Consider the following 17,397-nt stretch of genomic DNA (forward strand, 5'->3'; position numbering starts at 1 on the left):
CTAGGTTCCTTTCCTGGTTTCAGCTTGCCGGCGCCGCCAGTGCAGCCTCCAGCGATGGCGTCGCGGCCACCAGCGTCTGTGTATAGGGATGCTGCGGATTGCGAAACACGCTTTCGGTTTCGCCCTGCTCGACGATCTGGCCATCCTTCATCACCAGCACCCGGTCGGTGATGGCACGGACCACCGACAGATCATGCGAGATGAACAGGTAGGACAGATCAAGCCGGTCCGACAAGCCGGCCAGCAGATCCAGCACTTGGGCCCGAATCGACACATCAAGCGCCGACACCGCCTCATCGAGCACAATCAGCGCCGGCTCGATAATCAATGCGCGGGCGATGGCGATGCGCTGGCGCTGACCGCCGGAAAATTCGTGAATATACTTGCCGGCATCGCTGGAGGTCAGGCCCACCTCGGTCAAGGCGCGGTCCACCCGCCGGTCCAGTTCGGCGCCGCGCGGGGCTGACCCGACAAGATGAAACGGTTCCGAAACGAGCCGGTGGACCCGGTGACGTGGGTTAAATGACCCATAGGGGTCCTGAAACACCACCTGCATCCGGGAACGGAGTTCGGGGTTGGGGCCGTCGCCGGCGCTGGTGAACACGTGACCATTGAGCCGGATGTTTCCGCCTTGAAGCCCGTCCAGCGCCAGGATCGCCCGCGCCAGGGTCGACTTGCCGCAACCGGATTCGCCGACAAGGCCGACATTCTCACCATGGCGAATCTCGAAACTGACCTGATCGACAGCGCGAAACGGCGGCGGCCGGACGAACAGGCGGCGACGCGGCTGCTGGTACTCGCGGACGACATTTTCCACCGCGAGCACCGGCGTGCGGGCAAGTGCGGGCTTGCGACTCCGCTCGGGCACATGGGCGGAGGCAGAAAACAGGGCCCGCGTATAGGGATGACGCAGGGCGCGGAAGACCTCGCGGGTGGGGCCGGACTCAACCACTGCGCCTTCTTTCAGTATCGCAATCGAATCGGCCAGTCCGGCCACCACGGCGAGATCGTGGGTGATCAGCATCAATCCCATATCCTCTTCGCGCACCAGTTGCCTGAGCAGATCGAGAATCTGGGCCTGCGTGGTCACATCCAGCGCCGTGGAGGGCTCGTCTGCAATCAATACCTTGGGCCTGAGCGCGATGGCCTGGGCAATCACCACCCGCTGGCGCTGGCCGCCGGAGAGATCATGCGGATAGCGATCGAGCGGGAAACGGTCTTCAGGCAGACCGACACGGTCAAGCATCCGGCGTGCAATGGCAAGCGCCTCGCGGCGGCTGGCGCCGGTGTGGACACAAACGGTTTCGGCCACCTGATCGCCGATGGTGCGGACCGGGTTGAGCGCGGTCATCGGTTCCTGGAAGATCATGCCGACATCGCGGCCGCGCATCTGGCACAGGGCCGCCTCGTCCAGGGTGTCAAGGTCATTGCCGGCGACGCGTATATCGCCGCTCCACACGCTGCCGCGCGGCAGCAATTGCATCACCGACAAGGCGGTCATCGATTTGCCGGAGCCGGATTCGCCGACAACACCCAGAATGCGGCCCGCATCGAGCGACAGGTCGATGTCGTGCAGAACAGTGGTGCCGTGAATCTGGACCTTGAGATTGGAGATCGAAAGCGCCGTCATCCGCGCCCTCTCCTGAGTTTCGGATCATACAGATCGCGCAAGCCGTCGCCCATCAGGTTGAGACCCAGCACGGTGATGATGATGGCAAAGCCGGGAAACAAGGCCATGTGCGGGGCCAGCGAAATCAATGTCTGCGCATCGGCGAGCATGCGGCCCCAACTGGGCAAAGGCGGCTGCGCCCCGAGGCCCACATAGGCCAGCGCGGCCTCCGCCAGAATAGCCAGCGAGAACTGGATGGTGCCCTGAACGATCAACAAATTGGCGATGTTGGGAAGAATGTGCTCGATCGATATCCGTGCCTTGCCCTTGCCGGAGACCCGGGCGGCGAGAACGAAGTCCCGGGTCCACAGCGACAAGGCGGCACCGCGCGCCAGCCGCGCGAACACCGGTATATTGAAGATGCCGATGGCGATGATGGCGTTGATCGCACCCGGACCGAACACGGCGGTTATCATGATCGCCAGCAGAAGCGCGGGAAAGGCGAACACCAGATCGTTTCCGCGCATGATGATCTCGTCGGTGAGACTACCGCGGCGGGCAGCGGCGTACAGCCCCAGCGGGACGCCCAGACCGATGCCGATGCCGACCGCGACAAAGGCCACGGCAATCGAGACCCTAGCCCCCACCATGATCATGGAGAACATATCGCGGCCGAAATGATCTGTTCCGAACCAATGATCGAAGGAGGGGCCCTTGAGCTTGGTGGCAATGCTGAGTTTGGTTGGATCGAACGGGGTCCATACCAGCGAGAGGAGCGCCAGAAGGACGAAAAATGCGGTCAGCAGGAAGCCGATGACAAGAGAGCGGTGGCTCAGGGCCATCTTGAGGATGGAACGGTCGGGGGCGAAGGACCGGGTCATTGCCTGTGCCTGCGCAGCCGCGGATCGACAGCGGCATAGGCCAGATCGACCAGAAAGGTGACGACGATCACGGCGAACACCAGAAGAATGACCACCGAACGGACGACAATCAGATCGCGCTGGGTGATCGCCTGAAATACCAGCCGCCCAAGGCCGGGCAGATAAAACACATTCTCGATGATGATGCCGCCGGCCAGCAGGAACGAGAATTGCAGCCCGATGATGGTCAGGACCGGGATCAGCGCGTTGCGCAGGGCATGCCGCCACAGGGCCTGGCTGCGGCTCAGGCCCTTGGCCCGCGCGGTGCGCATGAAATCTTCCTCCAGCGTGTCAATCAGCGACGAGCGCATCACCCGCGCCAGGATCGATGCCTGCGGCAGAGCCAGCGCAATTGCAGGCAGGGTCAGAGCTTTCATTGCTGATCCGAAGCCGGCTTCCCATCCGGGAAATCCACCGGCGGACATCCAGCGCAGATTGATGGAAAAGATCAGCACCAGAATCATCGCAAACCAGAAATTGGGAATGGCTACGCCGAACTGGGTGGCGCCCATGACGGAGAAATCGGCGAAGCTGTTGCGCCGGGCGGCCGCAATGATGCCTGCCGGAAAGGCAATCAGCGTCGACAGCGTCAGTGCATAGAGCGTCAGCGGCAGCGAGATCACGACGCGCTCGGCGATCAGTTCGGACACCGGCACCCGGTAGGTGTAGGAGACGCCGAAATCCCCCTGAAGCAACCCCGCGACCCAGCCGAGATAACGCAGCGGCAGAGGGGCATCGAGGCCAAGCTGGCTGCGCAGGGCGGCCACCGCAGCCGGGTCGGCATTCAGACCCATCATGAACGACGCCGGGTCGCCGGGCACCATTTCCATCACCAGAAAGATGACCAGACTGGCGGCAATCAGGCTCAGGCAAAGGGACAGGAGGCGCCGCAGCAGATAGGCGGTCATCGGGCTTGATCCAGGGGTAGGGCGTCACGACGGCCGGACCTGAGCCCGGCCATCGCCTCCGCATCAGGTCTCACTCTTCCCAGTACACGCCGGTCATGTCGTTGGCCTGGGTCGGCGAGTTGGGCCAGATGCCCTTGAGCTTGGCGTTGATGACGCCGGCACGCGCAAGCTGGAACAGATAGGCGTTGACGTAGTCGTCCGCGATTTTCTTCTGTGCTGCCTGCATCAGTTCGGTGCGTTTTGCCGGGTCGGTGGCTTTGTCGAGGTCGGCCATGATCGCCTTGAATTCCGGGTCACCATACTGGAAATAGTAATCGTCGCGGGCGTAGATGCCGATATCCATCGGCTCGGTGTGCGACACGATGGTCAGATCGAAATTCTTGGCCTTGAACACATCTTCGAGCCACTGCGCCCATTCGACATTGGTGATGTCGACATTGATGCCGACCTCGCGCAATTGTGCGGCAACGATCTCGCCGCCACGGCGGGCATAGCTTGGCGGCGGCAGTTTCAGGGACAGGGTCAGATCGCTGACGCCGGCTTCAGCCAGCAAGGCCCTGGACTGCTCGGGATCATGGGCCGATTGCGCCGTCAGATCGACATAGGCCGGGTTGTGCGGAGCGAAATGGGTGCCGATCGGCGTTCCGTAACCGAACATGGCGCCATCGATGATGGCCTGACGGTCGATGGCATGGGCAATTGCCTGACGCACCAGGATGTTGTCGAGCGGCGGCTTCTTGTTGTTCATGGCGAGGATGGTTTCACCCTCGGACGAGCCATTGATGACCAAAAAGCGTGAATCGGCCTCAAACTGGACCAGGTTTTCCGGCGCCGGAAAAGCCGGATAGGCGTCGATATCGCCGGCCATCATGGCGGCAAAAGCCGCCGTCGGATCGGAAATGAACTTGAAGGTCACATGGTCGAGCTTGACCGCGTCGCCCCAGTAATCGGGATTGCGGGTGAGATCGACACGGTCGCCCTTGACCCATTCAGCGAAGACGAAGGGTCCGGTGCCGACCGGCTTGGCGGCATTGTCGGCGGCGGTTTCAGGCGCGACGATCACCGCATCGCCCCAGGCCATGTTGAACAGGAACGAGCCGTTCGGCTTGGACAGCGTCACCTTGACGGTGGCGGGATCGACCACCTCGACCGAGGCGATGTCGGCAAACAGCGCCTTCTGGGCATTGGTCGACTCGTCAGCGCGCGCGCGGTCGAGCGAGAACTTGACGTCTTCGGCGTCGAAATCCGAGCCGTCGTGAAATTTGACGCCCTGGTGAAGTTTGAACGTGTAGGTCAGACCGTCCTCGGAAATCTCCCAGCTATGTGCCAGCGCCGGAAGTATGGATCCATCCGCGCCAAAGCGGGTCAGACCCTCGAACACATTGGCATAGACCACTTCGTCGATCGCTGCGGCTGCGCCGCCGGTCGGATCGAGATTCGGGGGTTCGAGCTGCATGCCGATGGTGACATCCATTTTGGCGGCCATTGCCGGCGTAACGCCAAGCGTCAATCCCAGGGCCAGAATCGAAGCGGCTACTGCCGCAATCGGGTTGTTTGTCATCTAAGCTTCCTCACTCCCGTTGGCACAATTTGCGTCTTAGGCGCGCCCGTGCAGTAGATCATCCAGGGCAAAGGCCATCACCTTTGCCGAGTCGACCATGTCATCTATGCCCACATATTCATCCGGCTGGTGCGCCAGGTCGAGAATGCCGGGGCCATAGGCGATACAGTCTTTCAACCGGCCAATCCGGTCAATATGTTTCTGGTCGTAGGTGCCCGGCGAGACCACATGCACCGGTTCGCAAGCCAGCGCCGCACGGATGCTGCGCTCGACCGCGCGCACCACCGGTGCGTCGACCGGGGTCATGGTCGGGCTGACCTGCCACAACTCTTCAAAATCATAGCGAAATCCCGGCCGTTCAGCCCTGACCCGTTCGAGCAGGTCGACGATTTCCTCGCGCACCTCGTCGGCGCTTTCCTCAATCAGATAGCGCCGGTCGATGATCATGCGGGCCTCGTCGGGCACGCAGGCCGAGGGAAAGCCGGTGTAGCCGGGCTCGGGCTCGGCCTGTCCGCCATGCAGCGAATTGATATTCATGGTCGATTGCCTGGCTCCGTCGGGAACAACCGGCATGGCCGTGTGCTTGCGCGCCAGAGCCGGAAACAACGAGGCTTCCATCTCGGATATCACCGCGCCCATGTGGCGCACGGCACAATCGCCGAGAAACGGCATCGAACCATGTGCAATCCGGCCGTGGGTGCGGATCTGCGCCCACATGACGCCACGGTGTCCGAGGCAGATGCGATCCTTGTTGAGCGGTTCGGGAATGATGACATGCTGAACCCGCTCGGGCGAAAAATAGCCCTGCTCGGCCAGCCAGGCGACACCGCCATAACCGCCGGTCTCCTCATCGGCCGTGCCGGAAATCTCGATTGCACCGGGATAGTCGGGCCACAGGGCGACAAAGGCTTCCGCGGCAATGATCGAGGCGGCAAGCCCGCCCTTCATGTCGCAGGCGCCGCGGCCATAGATCTTGCCGTCCGAGACCGTTGCGGCAAAGGGATCGAAGGTCCAGCCAGCGCCGGTTTCAACCACATCGATATGGGAATTGAAATGCACGCACGGACCGGACCGACCGCCCTCGCGGCGAGCAACAATGTTCCAGCGCGGATGGCGTTCGCTGTCGCCAGGCGTCCCCTCGGCGCGCAGAAGCTCGACCTGGAAGCCGGACTTTTCCATCCGCCGGGCCAGCAGTTCACAAATGTCACGATAGAACTCGCCGGGCGGATTGAGCGTCGGGATGCGGATGAGATCCTGGGTCAACGCGACGAGATCGTCGCGCCGGGAGACAATCTCCCGGGTCAGTGCCTGCTGCCTGTCAGTTATGTCGACGACCTGCGCCATCCAAGTGCCTCTCTGCCTGCTTCGCCACAATAGCGAGGCAGGCCGGTCTGGCAAGACGCGTCAGGTCAGGAAACCACGTTATAACAAACCTTTGCGACGCCTGCATTGATCATGCCCAGGCGACCGGCGGCGGCCTTGGAAACATCGATAATGCGGCCTTTGACGAAGGGACCCCGATCGTTGATGCGAACGATGACGGATTTGCCATTGCGTGGATTGTGCACTTCGACCTTGGTGCCGAAGCGCAGCCGCGGATGGGCGGCGGTCAGCTTGGAGGGATCCATGCGCTCGCCCGAGGCGGTGCGCGAAGTCAGCGCATACCAGGATGCACGTCCGCAGGAGGGGCCGGCAGCCGAAGCCGGCGGGACGATGGTGACAATGGCTGTCACGGCCATGAGGCCGGCGAGGAACAAAGCGGCGGTTCGTGCATTGGTGCTGGTTGACGTCACTGTTTCAATCCCTTTTGCTGAAGCCGAGGTGGTGCACACCGAACCGGGCCAAAAAAAGTTCGGTAAAGTCACTTGTTGTTGCGGTTTGTTGCAATGCAGCAGGGTCAGCCTGCCCAGCTTTGCTCTCGCCAGAGGGCGCCAAGGCCGGCTTCGTAGTCCGGATGAAGGAACTGATAGCCCGCAGCCTTTATTCGGGCATTGGAAACGCGCTTGTTCTCGCCGTAGAAGGATCGCGCCATCGGTGACAGATCGGCTGTCTCGAAATCGACCTCCGGCGGAGGCGGCACGCCCATCAATTTGGCGGCATGCGCGACAACATCCTGCGGCGGTGCAGGCTTGTCATCGGTGACATTGAAGATGCCACCCAGGCTCTGCCGGGCCAGCAGGGCCGTGGCCCCGCCGATATCGGCGACGTGGATGCGATTGAACACCTGACCCGGCTTGATCAGACGCCGCGCCTTGCCCTCGCTCATGGTCTTGAGCGCGTTGCGACCGGGACCGTAAATCCCCGACAGACGGATGATGGCCAGCGGCACGCCGGCGTGTTCTGCCATGCCGGTCCATCCCTGTTCGGCGCCCATCCGGGCCACGGATCGTTTGGAAACTGGCTTGCAGGGCATGGTTTCGTCAACCCAGGCGCCGCCATGATCGCCATAAACACCGACCGTGGACAGATAGCCGATCCAGGCGAGCTTCGGCATGAATTGTTTCAGCCCGCCGCCCAGGCGCCCCAGCAACGGATCGCCATCAGCGTCCGGCGCAATCGACATCACCAGATGGGTGGTCTCGCCCAGCGCAACCCTGATGCTGTCGGAAAAATCTGCCCCCTGATAGAGGAACGGCGTGAGGCCTGCCTGCGCCAGATCCGCGAACCGTTGCGGATTGCGGGTGGTGCCGCCGGCAAACATGCTCTGCGTCGCAAGCGCGCGCGCAATGGCGAGGCCGGAAAAACCTGCACCAAAAATCATCAGTTTCATTTTGCCATCCATCCTCTTGTTGCTGCCCCCGTTTCAGGGTTGCGCCGTCTGGTGGTCTGCGCAGAGTGCGCGCCGCCATTCGGCACGGACATCGGCATCCGCGTCTTCTCCGGCGCGTGCCGCCAACCGAGCCATATGGGCGGCATCGGTCAATTGCGACACGGCCCAGACTGCTGCACCACGCACCAAGGGTGCGGCATCGTCGATCAGGGCTTCGCAGGCAGCAACCAGCGCCGGGTCAGCGCTGTTTCCCGCAGCCACCAGCACGTTGCGCAGGAACCGGTCGCGGCCGATTCTCTTGACCGGAGAGCCCGAGAAAAACGCCCGGAATGCCGGATCGTCCATTGCCAGGAAATCGGTCAGGGGTGGGGAAACAAGGTCATCGCGGGCGACCAGCTTGGCTTCACGGGCGGCGTGCGCATATTTGTTCCACGGACAAGCGGCAAGGCAATCATCGCAGCCATAGATCCGGTTGCCCATGGCGCGGCGGAACTGATGCGGAACCGGGCCCTTGTTCTCGATTGTGAGATAGGAAATGCACCGCCGCGCGTCGATCTGATAGGGCGCTGGAAAGGCGCCGGTCGGACAGGCATCAAGGCAGGCCCGGCAGGAGCCGCAATGATCGGTGTCGGGGGCATCCGGGATCAGGTTGACGGTCGTGAAGATCGACCCCAGAAACAGCCAGGAGCCATGCCTGCGGCTGACCAGATTGGTGTGCTTGCCGATCCAGCCGAGTCCGGCTGACTGGGCCAACGGCTTCTCCATCACCGGTGCGGTGTCGACAAAGACCTTGACGTCGCCGCCGGCGCGGGAGACGAGTTTGCTTGCCAGTTGCTTCAGCCGGCCCTTGACGATGTCATGATAGTCGCGATTGCGGGCGTAGACCGACACGGAGGCATTGGATTTTCGATCGAGATTGGACAACGGGTCGGTGTCCGGGCCGTAATTCATCGCCAGCATGATCACCGAGCGGACATCGGGCCACAAGGTTTGCGGATCAACCCGCCGGTCCAGCGTGTCCGCCAGCCAGTCCATCGAACCATGCCGCTCCAGCGCAACAAACTGCTCAAGCCGTGTCCGCACATCCGGATCGGCATCGGCTCCGGTGATGGCAAGTTCGCAGAAACCGAGGGCCGTGGCCTCCTTGCGAAGATAGGCGGTCAGACGCTCCGCCCTGGCATCGGCCCGGGGCACAGACGGATCGGGACGAGAACCGGGCATGGCTCTAGAAATCGAGATCGGCGTAATGGGCGACCGGCGGGAGGTTTCGGATGCGGTCGACCAGAAGCGGTCTGAACGAAGGGCGGGATTTGAGGCGCTGATACCATTCCTTGGCGGTCGGGTATTCGTTCCACTCGATCTCGCCGAGATAATCGAGCAACGACAGGGAGGCGGCGGCGGCCAGATCGGCATAGCTCAACCGATCTCCGGCCAGCCAGGCCCGTGATCCTGCCAGCCATGAGAGATATTTCATATGCTGGCGTATATTTGCGCGACCGGTGCGAAGCATTTTCGGGTCGGGTGCTCCGCCACCATTGCTGTTGGGTATTTGCAGTTTGATAACCCGCTCCCGCACCAACGGGCGAACCACATCCTGCTCGAACTTAATCAGGAACCATTCGATAAGACGCCGGATTTCGGCGCGGCGGAACGGATCTTCAGCCAAAAGCCGGCGATCGCGTTTGAACACGCCAAAGGATTCGTCGAGCCATTCGGCGATAATATGCGGACCGCACAATACGTGGCCGTTGTCCGTCACGCAGACCGGAAGGGTCCCCGCTGGATTGATCTTGAGAAACCCCGGCCGCCTTTCCCACGGCAATTCCTCTGTCAGTTCGACGGCAAAATCGACCTCGTCGAAACAGACCCGGACAAACCGGGACGCGGTGGATGTAGTATGGTGATATAAGATTGGCATCGTGAAGCTGAACGGGTTTGCGTTGGCGCCCGGTGCGCGGGACTGGTCAGATTCCGGAAAATAGAGCTATAGGGACTGGCCCACCGCAAGACAAGCGAATCACTGAACAGGTATTGGTGAATCCTTGCGGCAAGAAAGGGCAAGAAAGAGGCCCGGGTCAGCAATTTGACATGACGCGGGCGGCAAAACGCGAAATGGAGACTGCTCCAGCATGAATGATTCGACTATTGTCGGGGCGCTGCTCGGCCTCATAGAGGGACTTACCGAATTCGTTCCGGTCTCCTCGACCGGGCACCTGCTGCTGGCCGGCCATTTCCTCGGTTTCAAATCACCCGGCAACAGTTTCGAGGTGCTGATCCAGCTTGGCGCCATACTGGCGATTCTTTCGGTCTATTCCGTCCGTCTCTGGAGGCTTGCTGCGGATCTACCCTCCAGCGCAAGGGCGCGGCGCTTTGTCGGGGCCATCCTGCTGGCCTTCCTCCCCGCCGCGGTGATCGGTGCGCTGGCGCATGGGTTCATCAAATCGGTGTTGTTCGAATCAACCGCGCTGATCTGCTGGGTGTTGATCGGCGGCGGCATCATTCTGCTGATCATCGACCGGATGAAACTGACGCCGAAATACACCAACGTCATGGATTATCCGCTGCCGCTGGCGCTCAAGATCGGCCTGTTCCAGTGCCTGGCGATGATACCGGGCACGTCACGCTCGGGCGCGACAATCGCCGGAGCCCTGCTGCTGGGCGCAGACAAGCGTTCGGCTGCGGAATTTTCGTTCTTCCTCGCCATGCCGACAATGGTCGGCGCCTTTGCGCTCGATCTTTACAAGAATTACGACAAGCTGGCGTATGACGACATCGTCACAATCGTGGTCGGCTTCATCACCGCTTTCATCGCGGGCGTGATCGTGGTGCGCGGGCTGCTCGATTTTGTCTCGCGGCACGGCTTCGCACTGTTTGCGTGGTGGCGCATCCTGGTGGGCAGTCTCGGACTCTTGGGCTTGTGGATTCTCGGCTGAGATGCCGGGCCGGCTCTATCGTGGCGCTGACGCATGATTTCGGGATAAGCTACTCGGCACTTGCCTGCATGGCACAGGGGTCCACACCGTAAGCAGGCGCACAGCCCTTGGATGAGTGAGCGACGCTACGCGGTGCAAAAGCCGAGGCGGCGAGGATCACCACGATTGCGAAAGCGAACGCGGATATGACGGTCTTGCCCATGACTTTACTTTCCTGATTTGTTTCAAGTCCAATGCTGCGACCCTTGGACTGGTTCCCGCGGCTGCGGTCATTTTCTTAAAAAGACATTAACTGCCCCGTGAGCGGGGCTGGTGAAGCGATCTGGGGCTCGGCATCTGCCGACTTCGCAAGAGGCAGGGGCGATGTACGGGGCTCCGAGGCGAGGTTCAAGTCTCCGGCATGCAGGATAGGCATTAAGACCGTGGATTGTTAAATCATTGCTAACCATGCGCCATTTCGGCAACACCACGGCGCACCAGGTCCAGCGCCAGAACGGTCAGGCAAACCCTGAAAATCAGCTGAAAGCGGTTTTCGGGCGTCCTGCGCAGGATATGGCTTCCCACCCAGGTTCCCGCCAGTCCGGTCAAAATCATCGCCGCGACCAATCCGAGCCAGGGGCCAAAGACAAAGCCTGCCAGGGCGAAGGCAATGGTCTTGACCAGATGCTGCAGGCTCATCAGCGCCGCCGTTGTGGCCTGAAAGCGCAGCCGCTCCGGAAATGTCTTGGACAAAATCACGGCGTTGAGCGGCCCCGTCGCACCAAAGATCATGGTCAGAGATGTGGTGACAGCACCGGTCAGCGCAAAGCCCGGCAGCGTTATGGCTGAGAGACGCGGAAGCCTGATCCAGGTGATCGCCAGGATAAAACTGCCCAGGGCCGCCTTGAGCGCTGGTTCGGCCAAGGCGCCGACCGCCGCGCTGCCGGCCCACGCGCCGGGGATGGCGCCAACCAGAAAAGCAGCGAGACAGGTCCAGGCGACCTCCTTGCGCAGGATTGCTGCTCGGCCAACATTGGAGCCCAGCTGCACCACGCCGTGCAGCGGAATGATGGCCGCAACAGGGATGAGATAGCCCATCAGTGCCAGCATGGCGATACCGCCGCCCACACCGATGGACACCGTCAGGGCGGAGGCGAAAAAACTTGCGCCGATCAGAACTGATGCGGCCCATATGTCGAGCCCCGGCGGCGCCAGGACTGATGAGAGCAAGGACGTGAACAGGTCGCTCAGGCTTCGCTTCCCGTACCGCTATACTGGCCATAGGGCCGGAACCGGGTGAGATAGCTCGGCAGGATCGCCTCAACCGATGTCTGCGGAATCCCGATGCCGGCCAGAGTGCGATTCTCGACGACAGCTTCGGGCGAGACCACATTATCGCTCTTGAGCAGAACCACCTGATCAGCGGTCAGGGGCGGGTCAACAAACGGAATGAACGTGGCGACCTTGCCGATCAACGATGCCACGCGCCACGGCAATGAAACCAATGCACGCTTGCGGTGGGTGATAGCCAGAACCTCTTCGAGGACTTCCTTGAAGCTCATCACCCGGGGGCCGCCCAGTTCGTAAATCGTACCGCCGGCCAAGGTTCCGTCGACGCTGCGGGCAACCGCTTCGGCGACATCGCCGACATACACCGGCTGGAACCTGGTTTGTCCTCCGCCAATCAGCGGAAGCGCCGGCGCAAAGCGCGCCATTTCGGCAAATTTGTTGAAAAAATCATCACCGGGCCCAAAAACAATCGAAGGCCGCAGGATCACCGCGTCAGGCAGAACCTTGAGGATGGCCTGATCAGCGCGGCCCTTGGAGCTGGCATAGACCGATTCCGACTCACTGTCTGCGCCAATGGCCGAAATGTGGGTCAGGCCAACGCCCGCCGCACGGGCAGCCTCCGCCACCGCGCGGGCACCAAAATCCTGGACCGACGCAAAGGTGTTGCGTCCGGATTCGAAAAGAATGCCGACACAATTGACGACGTGGTCCGATCCCCTGACTGCACGGTCGACCGACTCACGATTTCGCAGATTGGCCTGAACGGCGGCAATCTGGCCGACGCCCCCCAACGGCTGCAAATGACCGGCAAGGTCGGGCCGGCGGACGGCAACACGGATGCGGTAACCGCGCCGCGCAAGCGCGCGAATCACATGGCGGCCAACGAAGCCGGAGCCGCCAAACACCGTGACGAGCTTGGGTTGATTGAGCGATGTCATCTATGCACTCCCTGGCAGGATCATTCTGGCCGGTTGATTTGACACAGCGCCACGCGGCCACCCGACGCACAGTCTAGCAAATAAAGTCACTGTCCGGCTGCTCTAAACCAGTCCGGGTGACGCCGCCAAACCGTCGCGCAACCGGAATCGACCGCAGTCCAACCAAGCTCATAGTCAAAAACTGCCGCGAGGTGAAGGGCCAAGGATTGCGCTGATCCGACAATCTCGGTTCAGGCGTCGTGACCTTTGACGACAACCAGTTCGCCCTCGGCGAATTTCTGCCGGATTGCCCGCGCCTTCTGATAGGTGGCGGAGTTGTAGCAGGCCAGGGCGGCCTCGTAGCTGGGGAACTCGATCACGACATTGCGGGCGCGTGCCTGACCCTCAACCGGATCAAAGTCCCCGCCACGAACGAGAAAGGTCGCACCGAACTCCTTGTAGGCCGGTGTCGCGGTCTCGACATAGGCCTTGTATGCTTCAGGATCATGCACATCGATACGGCCGATCCAGTATCCCTTTGCCATACTCATTGTCTCCGTTTTCAAGTTTGTGCCATTTCCAACCGGATTGCGCGGGCGGCAGCGGCGGGATCCCCGGACGCCGAAATCGGCCGGCCCACCACCAGGTGCGACGCGCCCGCGGCAAGCGCCTGAGCCGGCGTCATGACCCGTTTCTGATCTCCGTGGGCTGCGCCTGCCGGGCGGATACCCGGAGTCACAACAGCCATATCGGGACCGACCAGGGCTCGGACAGCGCGCGCTTCATTGGCCGAGCAGACAATGCCGCCCATGCCGGCGTGCCGGGCCTGGGTCGCGCGTTGCAACACCAGCGCCTCGGGAGACAAGGCATAGCCCGCCTCCGCCACATCGCTCGCATCCATCGAGGTCAGCACCGTGACGCCAAGCAGACAGAGATCGCTGCCTTGCGCGGCGGCGACTGCGGCACGCATCGCCTTGGGGTAGGCGTGGAGCGTCAGCATGTCCACGCCCATGCGGACGACATTCTCGACGCCCTTGGCAACCGTGTTGTCGATATCGAGAAGTTTCATGTCGAGGAAAACGCTGCGGCCCGACTGCTTGAGGTCGCGGGCCAGCTGCAAACCGCCGGCGAAGGCAAGCTGGTAGCCGATTTTGAAAAACGCGGCCTCATCGCCAATTTTCGCCACCAGCGTCTCGGCTTCGGCAACAGTCGGCACATCCAGCGCAACAATCAGCCGCGGATCGGCGATGTCACTGGCCGGCGCCTTCACGTCGAACGCTGTCTCTGTCATGCTGCATTCCCTCCGGAGTGTCCGGTCCTCGCACATAGATTTGCTGTTCACAAGGTCCGCTGCACCATAGCCGGCAAGCAACCGCTGCCGTTTCTGGAAAACACATTGCAGCTTGCGGATCAAGGTGGCGCGCGATCAGGGCACTTCAGCGGCCGCTCATCATCATGCAATGCGCGATCAGCGCGTTGCAAGTCTTGGCGAGCATGGCCTGTGTCCGCTCATCCTTGAGCCGTCCGTCCGCCTCAAACGCCTCTGCCGCGCCGCTGACGGAGCATTGCTCGCTGATGATCTGGGTTCCGACATTCATCATCACCGTGCGGACATGATTGAGGCAGCGAATGCCTCCAAACTTGCCGTTGGACGACGACCCGAGCGCCACATAACGGCCAGACCAGGGCTTGAACGGGCGGTCGTCATCTTTGGAAATCAGGCTGACCCAATCGATCATGTTCTTGAGCAGCGGAGGGATCGAGGCATTGTACTCCGGACAACACATGAACACGCCGTGATGGGCCGCGATCAACCGACCGAGCTTCATGGCGTTGTCGGGTATGCCGGACTGTGCCTTCAGATCCTCGTCAACAATCGGCAAGGGATAGTCACTGAGCGAGATGCGCGTCACATCGGCGCCCTGCTGCGCCAGTTCATAGGCGGCCGCGGCGGCGAGCGCGGCGCTGAATGCGCCGCTCCGGTTGGATCCGGGGAAAACGAGGATTTTTGGGATCATGGTCTGCTCCGCTGCGTATCAGCTGTTTGGCGCGATTGGTGTATAGGGGGGGTGGCGACGGGTGATAGACCAAGGAACAAGGCCAATCGGTCTTGCCAGGTCTAACTCTATGCCGGGTTCAACCGGCGCGGCAGAACGTGCGCCCCAGAGGCTTTGTTTCAACCAATGGGACCTCCGCGGCGATAGATCCACACCCGGGCGGGCGGGATATTGCGCAGTACGAAGTCATGGTGGACCACCTCGAAGCTTGCACCGTTCGGTGTCACCGGCGATGACAGACCGTAGGAGAACTGGACGACCGGCCGCCCCGGCGGCAGGCGGTCAAGCAGACCCTCGATCAGGGCCACGCGCTGAGTCATGGGGAAATTCAACAGCGGAATCCCCGAAACCACGCAATCAAACCGGCTCGTTTTCAGCTCACCAAGGGCTGCATCGAGATCGAAGGCATCGCCACGAATGAAGCGCACCCCCGGGAAATCCAGTTGCAGACGGGTGTGGAAAGTGACCGAGTGTTCAATCGACACAAGTTCGGAGGGTTTGACGCCACGGGCGAGAATGGCCCGGGTCAAAACACCGGTCCCCGGCCCGAGCTCCAGCACGGGACGGCCGGAAGCGGGATTGACCAGCGACGCCATCGACCGGGCGACGACCGATGAGGTCGGCATGATTGCGCCAACCGCCTTGGGTCCGTTTATCCATCCCTTGAAAAATCGAATCTCGTCGTCGAAACGTCTGGCTATTCGCCCCGGAATACTCAAATTCACGATCTGCGTCCTCCCCGCCGACGGCAACATGATGCTCCGCGCAGCTTACTCCCCTACTGCCTGAAGACAAAACATGGCCACTCTTGGACCATACCCGCCGGGGCCATCAGATCAATCCGACATCGTGTCGAAAAAGCCCTTCATTCTGGAAAAAAAGCCATTTGATTCCGGGCTGGTCTCCTTGGAGGAGAGTTCCTGGAACTCCATCAGCAACTCGCGCTGCCGCTTGGACAGCTTTTGCGGCGTCTCGATGGTGATGCGGACATAGAGATCGCCAAACTGTGCCGAGCGCAGCACCGGCATGCCCTTGCCGCGCAGCCGCAACTCCTTGCCCGGCTGCGTGCCTTCGGGCACCGTCACCCGGGAGCGGGCGCCATCCATCGTGGTGATGTCAAACTTGCCGCCGAGGGCAGCCGAGGTCATCGAAATCGGCACGGAACAGTACAGATCGGCGCCTTCACGCTGAAACACCGCATGCGGCCGGACCGAGAGGAAAATGTAGAGATCGCCGGACGGGCCGCCGCGCATGCCGGCTTCGCCTTCACCGGAAAGCCGGATCCGGGTTCCATCTTCAATGCCGGCAGGAATATTGACCGAAAGCGAACGCTCTTCGGTCACACGGCCGTGGCCAGCACATTTGGTGCAGGGATCGGTGATGGTTTGGCCTCGGCCGTGACAGGTCGGACAGGTCCGCTCAACAGAGAAGAATCCCTGCGACGCACGAACACGCCCGGCGCCACCGCAGGTGGCACACGTGGTCGGCTGGGTGCCCGGCTTGGCGCCCGAGCCGGTACACACATCACAGGTTATCGAGGTGGGAACGCGGATCTGCGCGGTCTTGCCGGCATAGGCCTCCTCGAGTGAAATTTCCATGTTGTAACGCAGGTCTGCGCCGCGCTCGCGCCCACCGGAGGATCTGCGTCCGCCGCGGCCGCCCATCATCTCGCCGAAAATATCTTCGAAGATGTCGGAAAATCCACCGCCGCCGCCGCCGCCCATGCCGCCCTGTTCGAAGGCGGCGTGGCCAAACCGGTCGTAAGCGGCACGCTTCTGGGGATCTTTCAAGGTCTCGTAAGCCTCGTTGATCTCCTTGAACTTGTGCTCGGCTTCCGAGCTGTCCGGGTTTTTGTCGGGGTGGTACTTCATGGCGAGCTTGCGGTAAGCAGCCTTCAGCTCTTTCTCATCGGCACCGCGAGCTGCGCCAAGCGTTTCGTAAAAGTCAGCCTTAGCCATTCAACCAACCTTCAATTGTCATTTCATCCACGCCGTTATCCAGTAGTTTTGCTTTTGCGGTCGTTACCGCAGACTCATCAAATTGATTGGCGTGACGCAACAAAACAGCTTCAATTGTCAAATCCACGCGTCCGTTGTCAGCCAACATCTGAGAACTTTCAGTGACCGCCGGTCGACCAGCCAAATCCTCGACGCTTTTTTTCGCGCCGTCGCGATTGTATTTCTGTCTTGTTCTCGTCAGCCGTGTGGCTTTGCCGTTTTCAAACGACTTGAATTCCTCGGCAAGATACACTGCCGTCCAGAATTCTTTCTCCAAAGCATCATCAAACTGCTGACTGCCCAGTTCGGCAATTCTGATCTGGCATTGGACGACCAAATCGTCATAGCCCAGCCTGCGCGCATTGACCATCAGGTTGCGGATCTTGTCAGGATCATCGAAGTTGTTTGGATCGGGAATGTTTACCAATTGTTACCTCCATCATATCTGGTCCGCCC

Annotated in this window: 18 protein-coding genes; 1 reads left to right on the plus strand and 17 read right to left on the minus strand. The window is 61.3% G+C overall.

Going from position 1 to position 17,397, the window contains the following annotated elements; genetic code table 11:
* Positions 1–19: 19 nt before the first annotated feature.
* The 9 genes from PZ897_RS19700 to PZ897_RS19740 all read right to left on the minus strand — a co-directional run bounded on the left by PZ897_RS19700 (position 20) and on the right by PZ897_RS19740 (position 9,686).
* Entirely contained in the window at positions 20–1,630 is a 1,611-nt protein-coding gene (locus PZ897_RS19700; RefSeq protein WP_275754458.1) for a dipeptide ABC transporter ATP-binding protein, read from the minus strand.
* Positions 1,627–2,490: an ABC transporter permease gene (locus PZ897_RS19705; protein ID WP_275754459.1), complete on the minus strand. Its 864-nt coding sequence runs from the start codon at positions 2,488–2,490 to the stop codon at positions 1,627–1,629. Before PZ897_RS19705 ends, PZ897_RS19700 begins: the two co-directional genes overlap by 4 nt.
* Complete coding sequence (locus PZ897_RS19710) at positions 2,487–3,437, minus strand: ABC transporter permease (RefSeq protein WP_275754460.1); 951 nt, start codon at positions 3,435–3,437, stop codon at positions 2,487–2,489. Before PZ897_RS19710 ends, PZ897_RS19705 begins: the two co-directional genes overlap by 4 nt.
* A 70-nt stretch (positions 3,438–3,507) precedes the next feature.
* Complete coding sequence (locus tag PZ897_RS19715) at positions 3,508–4,998, minus strand: ABC transporter substrate-binding protein (RefSeq protein ID WP_275754461.1); 1,491 nt, start codon at positions 4,996–4,998, stop codon at positions 3,508–3,510.
* 36 nt (positions 4,999–5,034) lie between these two features.
* A complete protein-coding gene (locus PZ897_RS19720) occupies positions 5,035–6,342 on the minus strand; it encodes an acetylornithine deacetylase/succinyl-diaminopimelate desuccinylase family protein (protein WP_275754462.1) in 1,308 nt (435 codons plus the stop codon).
* A 65-nt stretch (positions 6,343–6,407) separates the two neighbouring features.
* Positions 6,408–6,737 carry a septal ring lytic transglycosylase RlpA family protein gene (locus PZ897_RS19725; RefSeq protein WP_275754592.1) on the minus strand — a complete coding sequence of 110 codons (330 nt, stop codon included), beginning with the start codon at positions 6,735–6,737 and terminating at the stop codon, positions 6,408–6,410.
* A 158-nt stretch (positions 6,738–6,895) separates the two neighbouring features.
* A complete protein-coding gene (locus tag PZ897_RS19730) occupies positions 6,896–7,768 on the minus strand; it encodes an SDR family oxidoreductase (protein ID WP_275754463.1) in 873 nt (290 codons plus the stop codon).
* 33 nt (positions 7,769–7,801) lie between these two features.
* Entirely contained in the window at positions 7,802–8,989 is a 1,188-nt protein-coding gene (gene queG, locus PZ897_RS19735) for a tRNA epoxyqueuosine(34) reductase QueG (protein WP_275754464.1), read from the minus strand.
* Positions 8,990–8,993: 4 nt separating this feature from the next.
* A complete protein-coding gene (locus PZ897_RS19740; RefSeq protein ID WP_275754465.1) occupies positions 8,994–9,686 on the minus strand; it encodes a glutathione S-transferase family protein in 693 nt (230 codons plus the stop codon).
* A 211-nt stretch (positions 9,687–9,897) separates the two neighbouring features.
* On the opposite strand from PZ897_RS19740, the gene PZ897_RS19745 reads away from it, so the two are divergent.
* Positions 9,898–10,701 carry an undecaprenyl-diphosphate phosphatase gene (locus tag PZ897_RS19745; RefSeq protein ID WP_275754466.1) on the plus strand — a complete coding sequence of 268 codons (804 nt, stop codon included), beginning with the start codon at positions 9,898–9,900 and terminating at the stop codon, positions 10,699–10,701.
* 441 nt (positions 10,702–11,142) lie between these two features.
* Here the strand turns inward: PZ897_RS19745 and PZ897_RS19750 are convergent, their stop codons facing one another.
* The 8 genes from PZ897_RS19750 to PZ897_RS19785 all read right to left on the minus strand — a co-directional run bounded on the left by PZ897_RS19750 (position 11,143) and on the right by PZ897_RS19785 (position 17,368).
* Positions 11,143–11,910, minus strand: coding sequence for a sulfite exporter TauE/SafE family protein (locus PZ897_RS19750; protein ID WP_275754467.1), 768 nt, complete (start codon positions 11,908–11,910; stop codon positions 11,143–11,145).
* Between the two features lie 17 nt (positions 11,911–11,927).
* Positions 11,928–12,908 carry a complex I NDUFA9 subunit family protein gene (locus PZ897_RS19755; protein ID WP_275754468.1) on the minus strand — a complete coding sequence of 327 codons (981 nt, stop codon included), beginning with the start codon at positions 12,906–12,908 and terminating at the stop codon, positions 11,928–11,930.
* Between the two features lie 230 nt (positions 12,909–13,138).
* Positions 13,139–13,432 carry a DUF1330 domain-containing protein gene (locus PZ897_RS19760; RefSeq protein WP_275754469.1) on the minus strand — a complete coding sequence of 98 codons (294 nt, stop codon included), beginning with the start codon at positions 13,430–13,432 and terminating at the stop codon, positions 13,139–13,141.
* A 17-nt stretch (positions 13,433–13,449) separates the two neighbouring features.
* Positions 13,450–14,178 (minus strand): orotidine-5'-phosphate decarboxylase, encoded by a 729-nt coding sequence (pyrF, locus tag PZ897_RS19765; protein WP_275754470.1) that lies wholly within the window; start codon positions 14,176–14,178, stop codon positions 13,450–13,452.
* Between the two features lie 145 nt (positions 14,179–14,323).
* On the minus strand, positions 14,324–14,905 hold the full coding sequence (locus tag PZ897_RS19770) for an NAD(P)H-dependent oxidoreductase (protein ID WP_275754471.1): 582 nt from the start codon (positions 14,903–14,905) through the stop codon (positions 14,324–14,326).
* A gap of 158 nt (positions 14,906–15,063) precedes the next feature.
* Positions 15,064–15,669 (minus strand): phospholipid N-methyltransferase PmtA, encoded by a 606-nt coding sequence (gene pmtA, locus PZ897_RS19775; protein WP_275754472.1) that lies wholly within the window; start codon positions 15,667–15,669, stop codon positions 15,064–15,066.
* Positions 15,670–15,780: 111 nt separating this feature from the next.
* A complete protein-coding gene (dnaJ, locus tag PZ897_RS19780) occupies positions 15,781–16,902 on the minus strand; it encodes a molecular chaperone DnaJ (RefSeq protein ID WP_275754473.1) in 1,122 nt (373 codons plus the stop codon).
* Positions 16,895–17,368, minus strand: a complete 474-nt coding sequence (locus PZ897_RS19785; RefSeq protein ID WP_275754474.1) for a hypothetical protein — start codon at positions 17,366–17,368, stop codon at positions 16,895–16,897. The genes dnaJ and PZ897_RS19785 overlap by 8 nt, the downstream gene beginning before the upstream one ends.
* Positions 17,369–17,397 lie beyond the last annotated feature (29 nt).

The sequence above is a fragment of the Hoeflea sp. YIM 152468 genome (assembly GCF_029210485.1).
Classification (GTDB): Bacteria; Pseudomonadota; Alphaproteobacteria; order Rhizobiales; family Rhizobiaceae; genus Hoeflea.

Coding starts and splice junctions, on each gene's coding strand:
- PZ897_RS19760 (WP_275754469.1), bottom strand. CDS start 13,432: ATGGCAAAGGGATACTGGATCGGCCGTATCGATGTGCATGATCCTGAA.
- PZ897_RS19720 (WP_275754462.1), bottom strand. CDS start 6,342: ATGGCGCAGGTCGTCGACATAACTGACAGGCAGCAGGCACTGACCCGG.
- PZ897_RS19745 (WP_275754466.1), top strand. CDS start 9,898: ATGAATGATTCGACTATTGTCGGGGCGCTGCTCGGCCTCATAGAGGGA.
- PZ897_RS19755 (WP_275754468.1), bottom strand. CDS start 12,908: ATGACATCGCTCAATCAACCCAAGCTCGTCACGGTGTTTGGCGGCTCC.
- PZ897_RS19710 (WP_275754460.1), bottom strand. CDS start 3,437: ATGACCGCCTATCTGCTGCGGCGCCTCCTGTCCCTTTGCCTGAGCCTG.
- PZ897_RS19770 (WP_275754471.1), bottom strand. CDS start 14,905: ATGATCCCAAAAATCCTCGTTTTCCCCGGATCCAACCGGAGCGGCGCA.
- PZ897_RS19740 (WP_275754465.1), bottom strand. CDS start 9,686: ATGCCAATCTTATATCACCATACTACATCCACCGCGTCCCGGTTTGTC.
- PZ897_RS19700 (WP_275754458.1), bottom strand. CDS start 1,630: ATGACGGCGCTTTCGATCTCCAATCTCAAGGTCCAGATTCACGGCACC.
- pyrF (WP_275754470.1), bottom strand. CDS start 14,178: ATGACAGAGACAGCGTTCGACGTGAAGGCGCCGGCCAGTGACATCGCC.
- dnaJ (WP_275754473.1), bottom strand. CDS start 16,902: ATGGCTAAGGCTGACTTTTACGAAACGCTTGGCGCAGCTCGCGGTGCC.
- PZ897_RS19715 (WP_275754461.1), bottom strand. CDS start 4,998: ATGACAAACAACCCGATTGCGGCAGTAGCCGCTTCGATTCTGGCCCTG.
- PZ897_RS19725 (WP_275754592.1), bottom strand. CDS start 6,737: ATGGCCGTGACAGCCATTGTCACCATCGTCCCGCCGGCTTCGGCTGCC.
- PZ897_RS19730 (WP_275754463.1), bottom strand. CDS start 7,768: ATGAAACTGATGATTTTTGGTGCAGGTTTTTCCGGCCTCGCCATTGCG.
- queG (WP_275754464.1), bottom strand. CDS start 8,989: ATGCCCGGTTCTCGTCCCGATCCGTCTGTGCCCCGGGCCGATGCCAGG.
- PZ897_RS19705 (WP_275754459.1), bottom strand. CDS start 2,490: ATGACCCGGTCCTTCGCCCCCGACCGTTCCATCCTCAAGATGGCCCTG.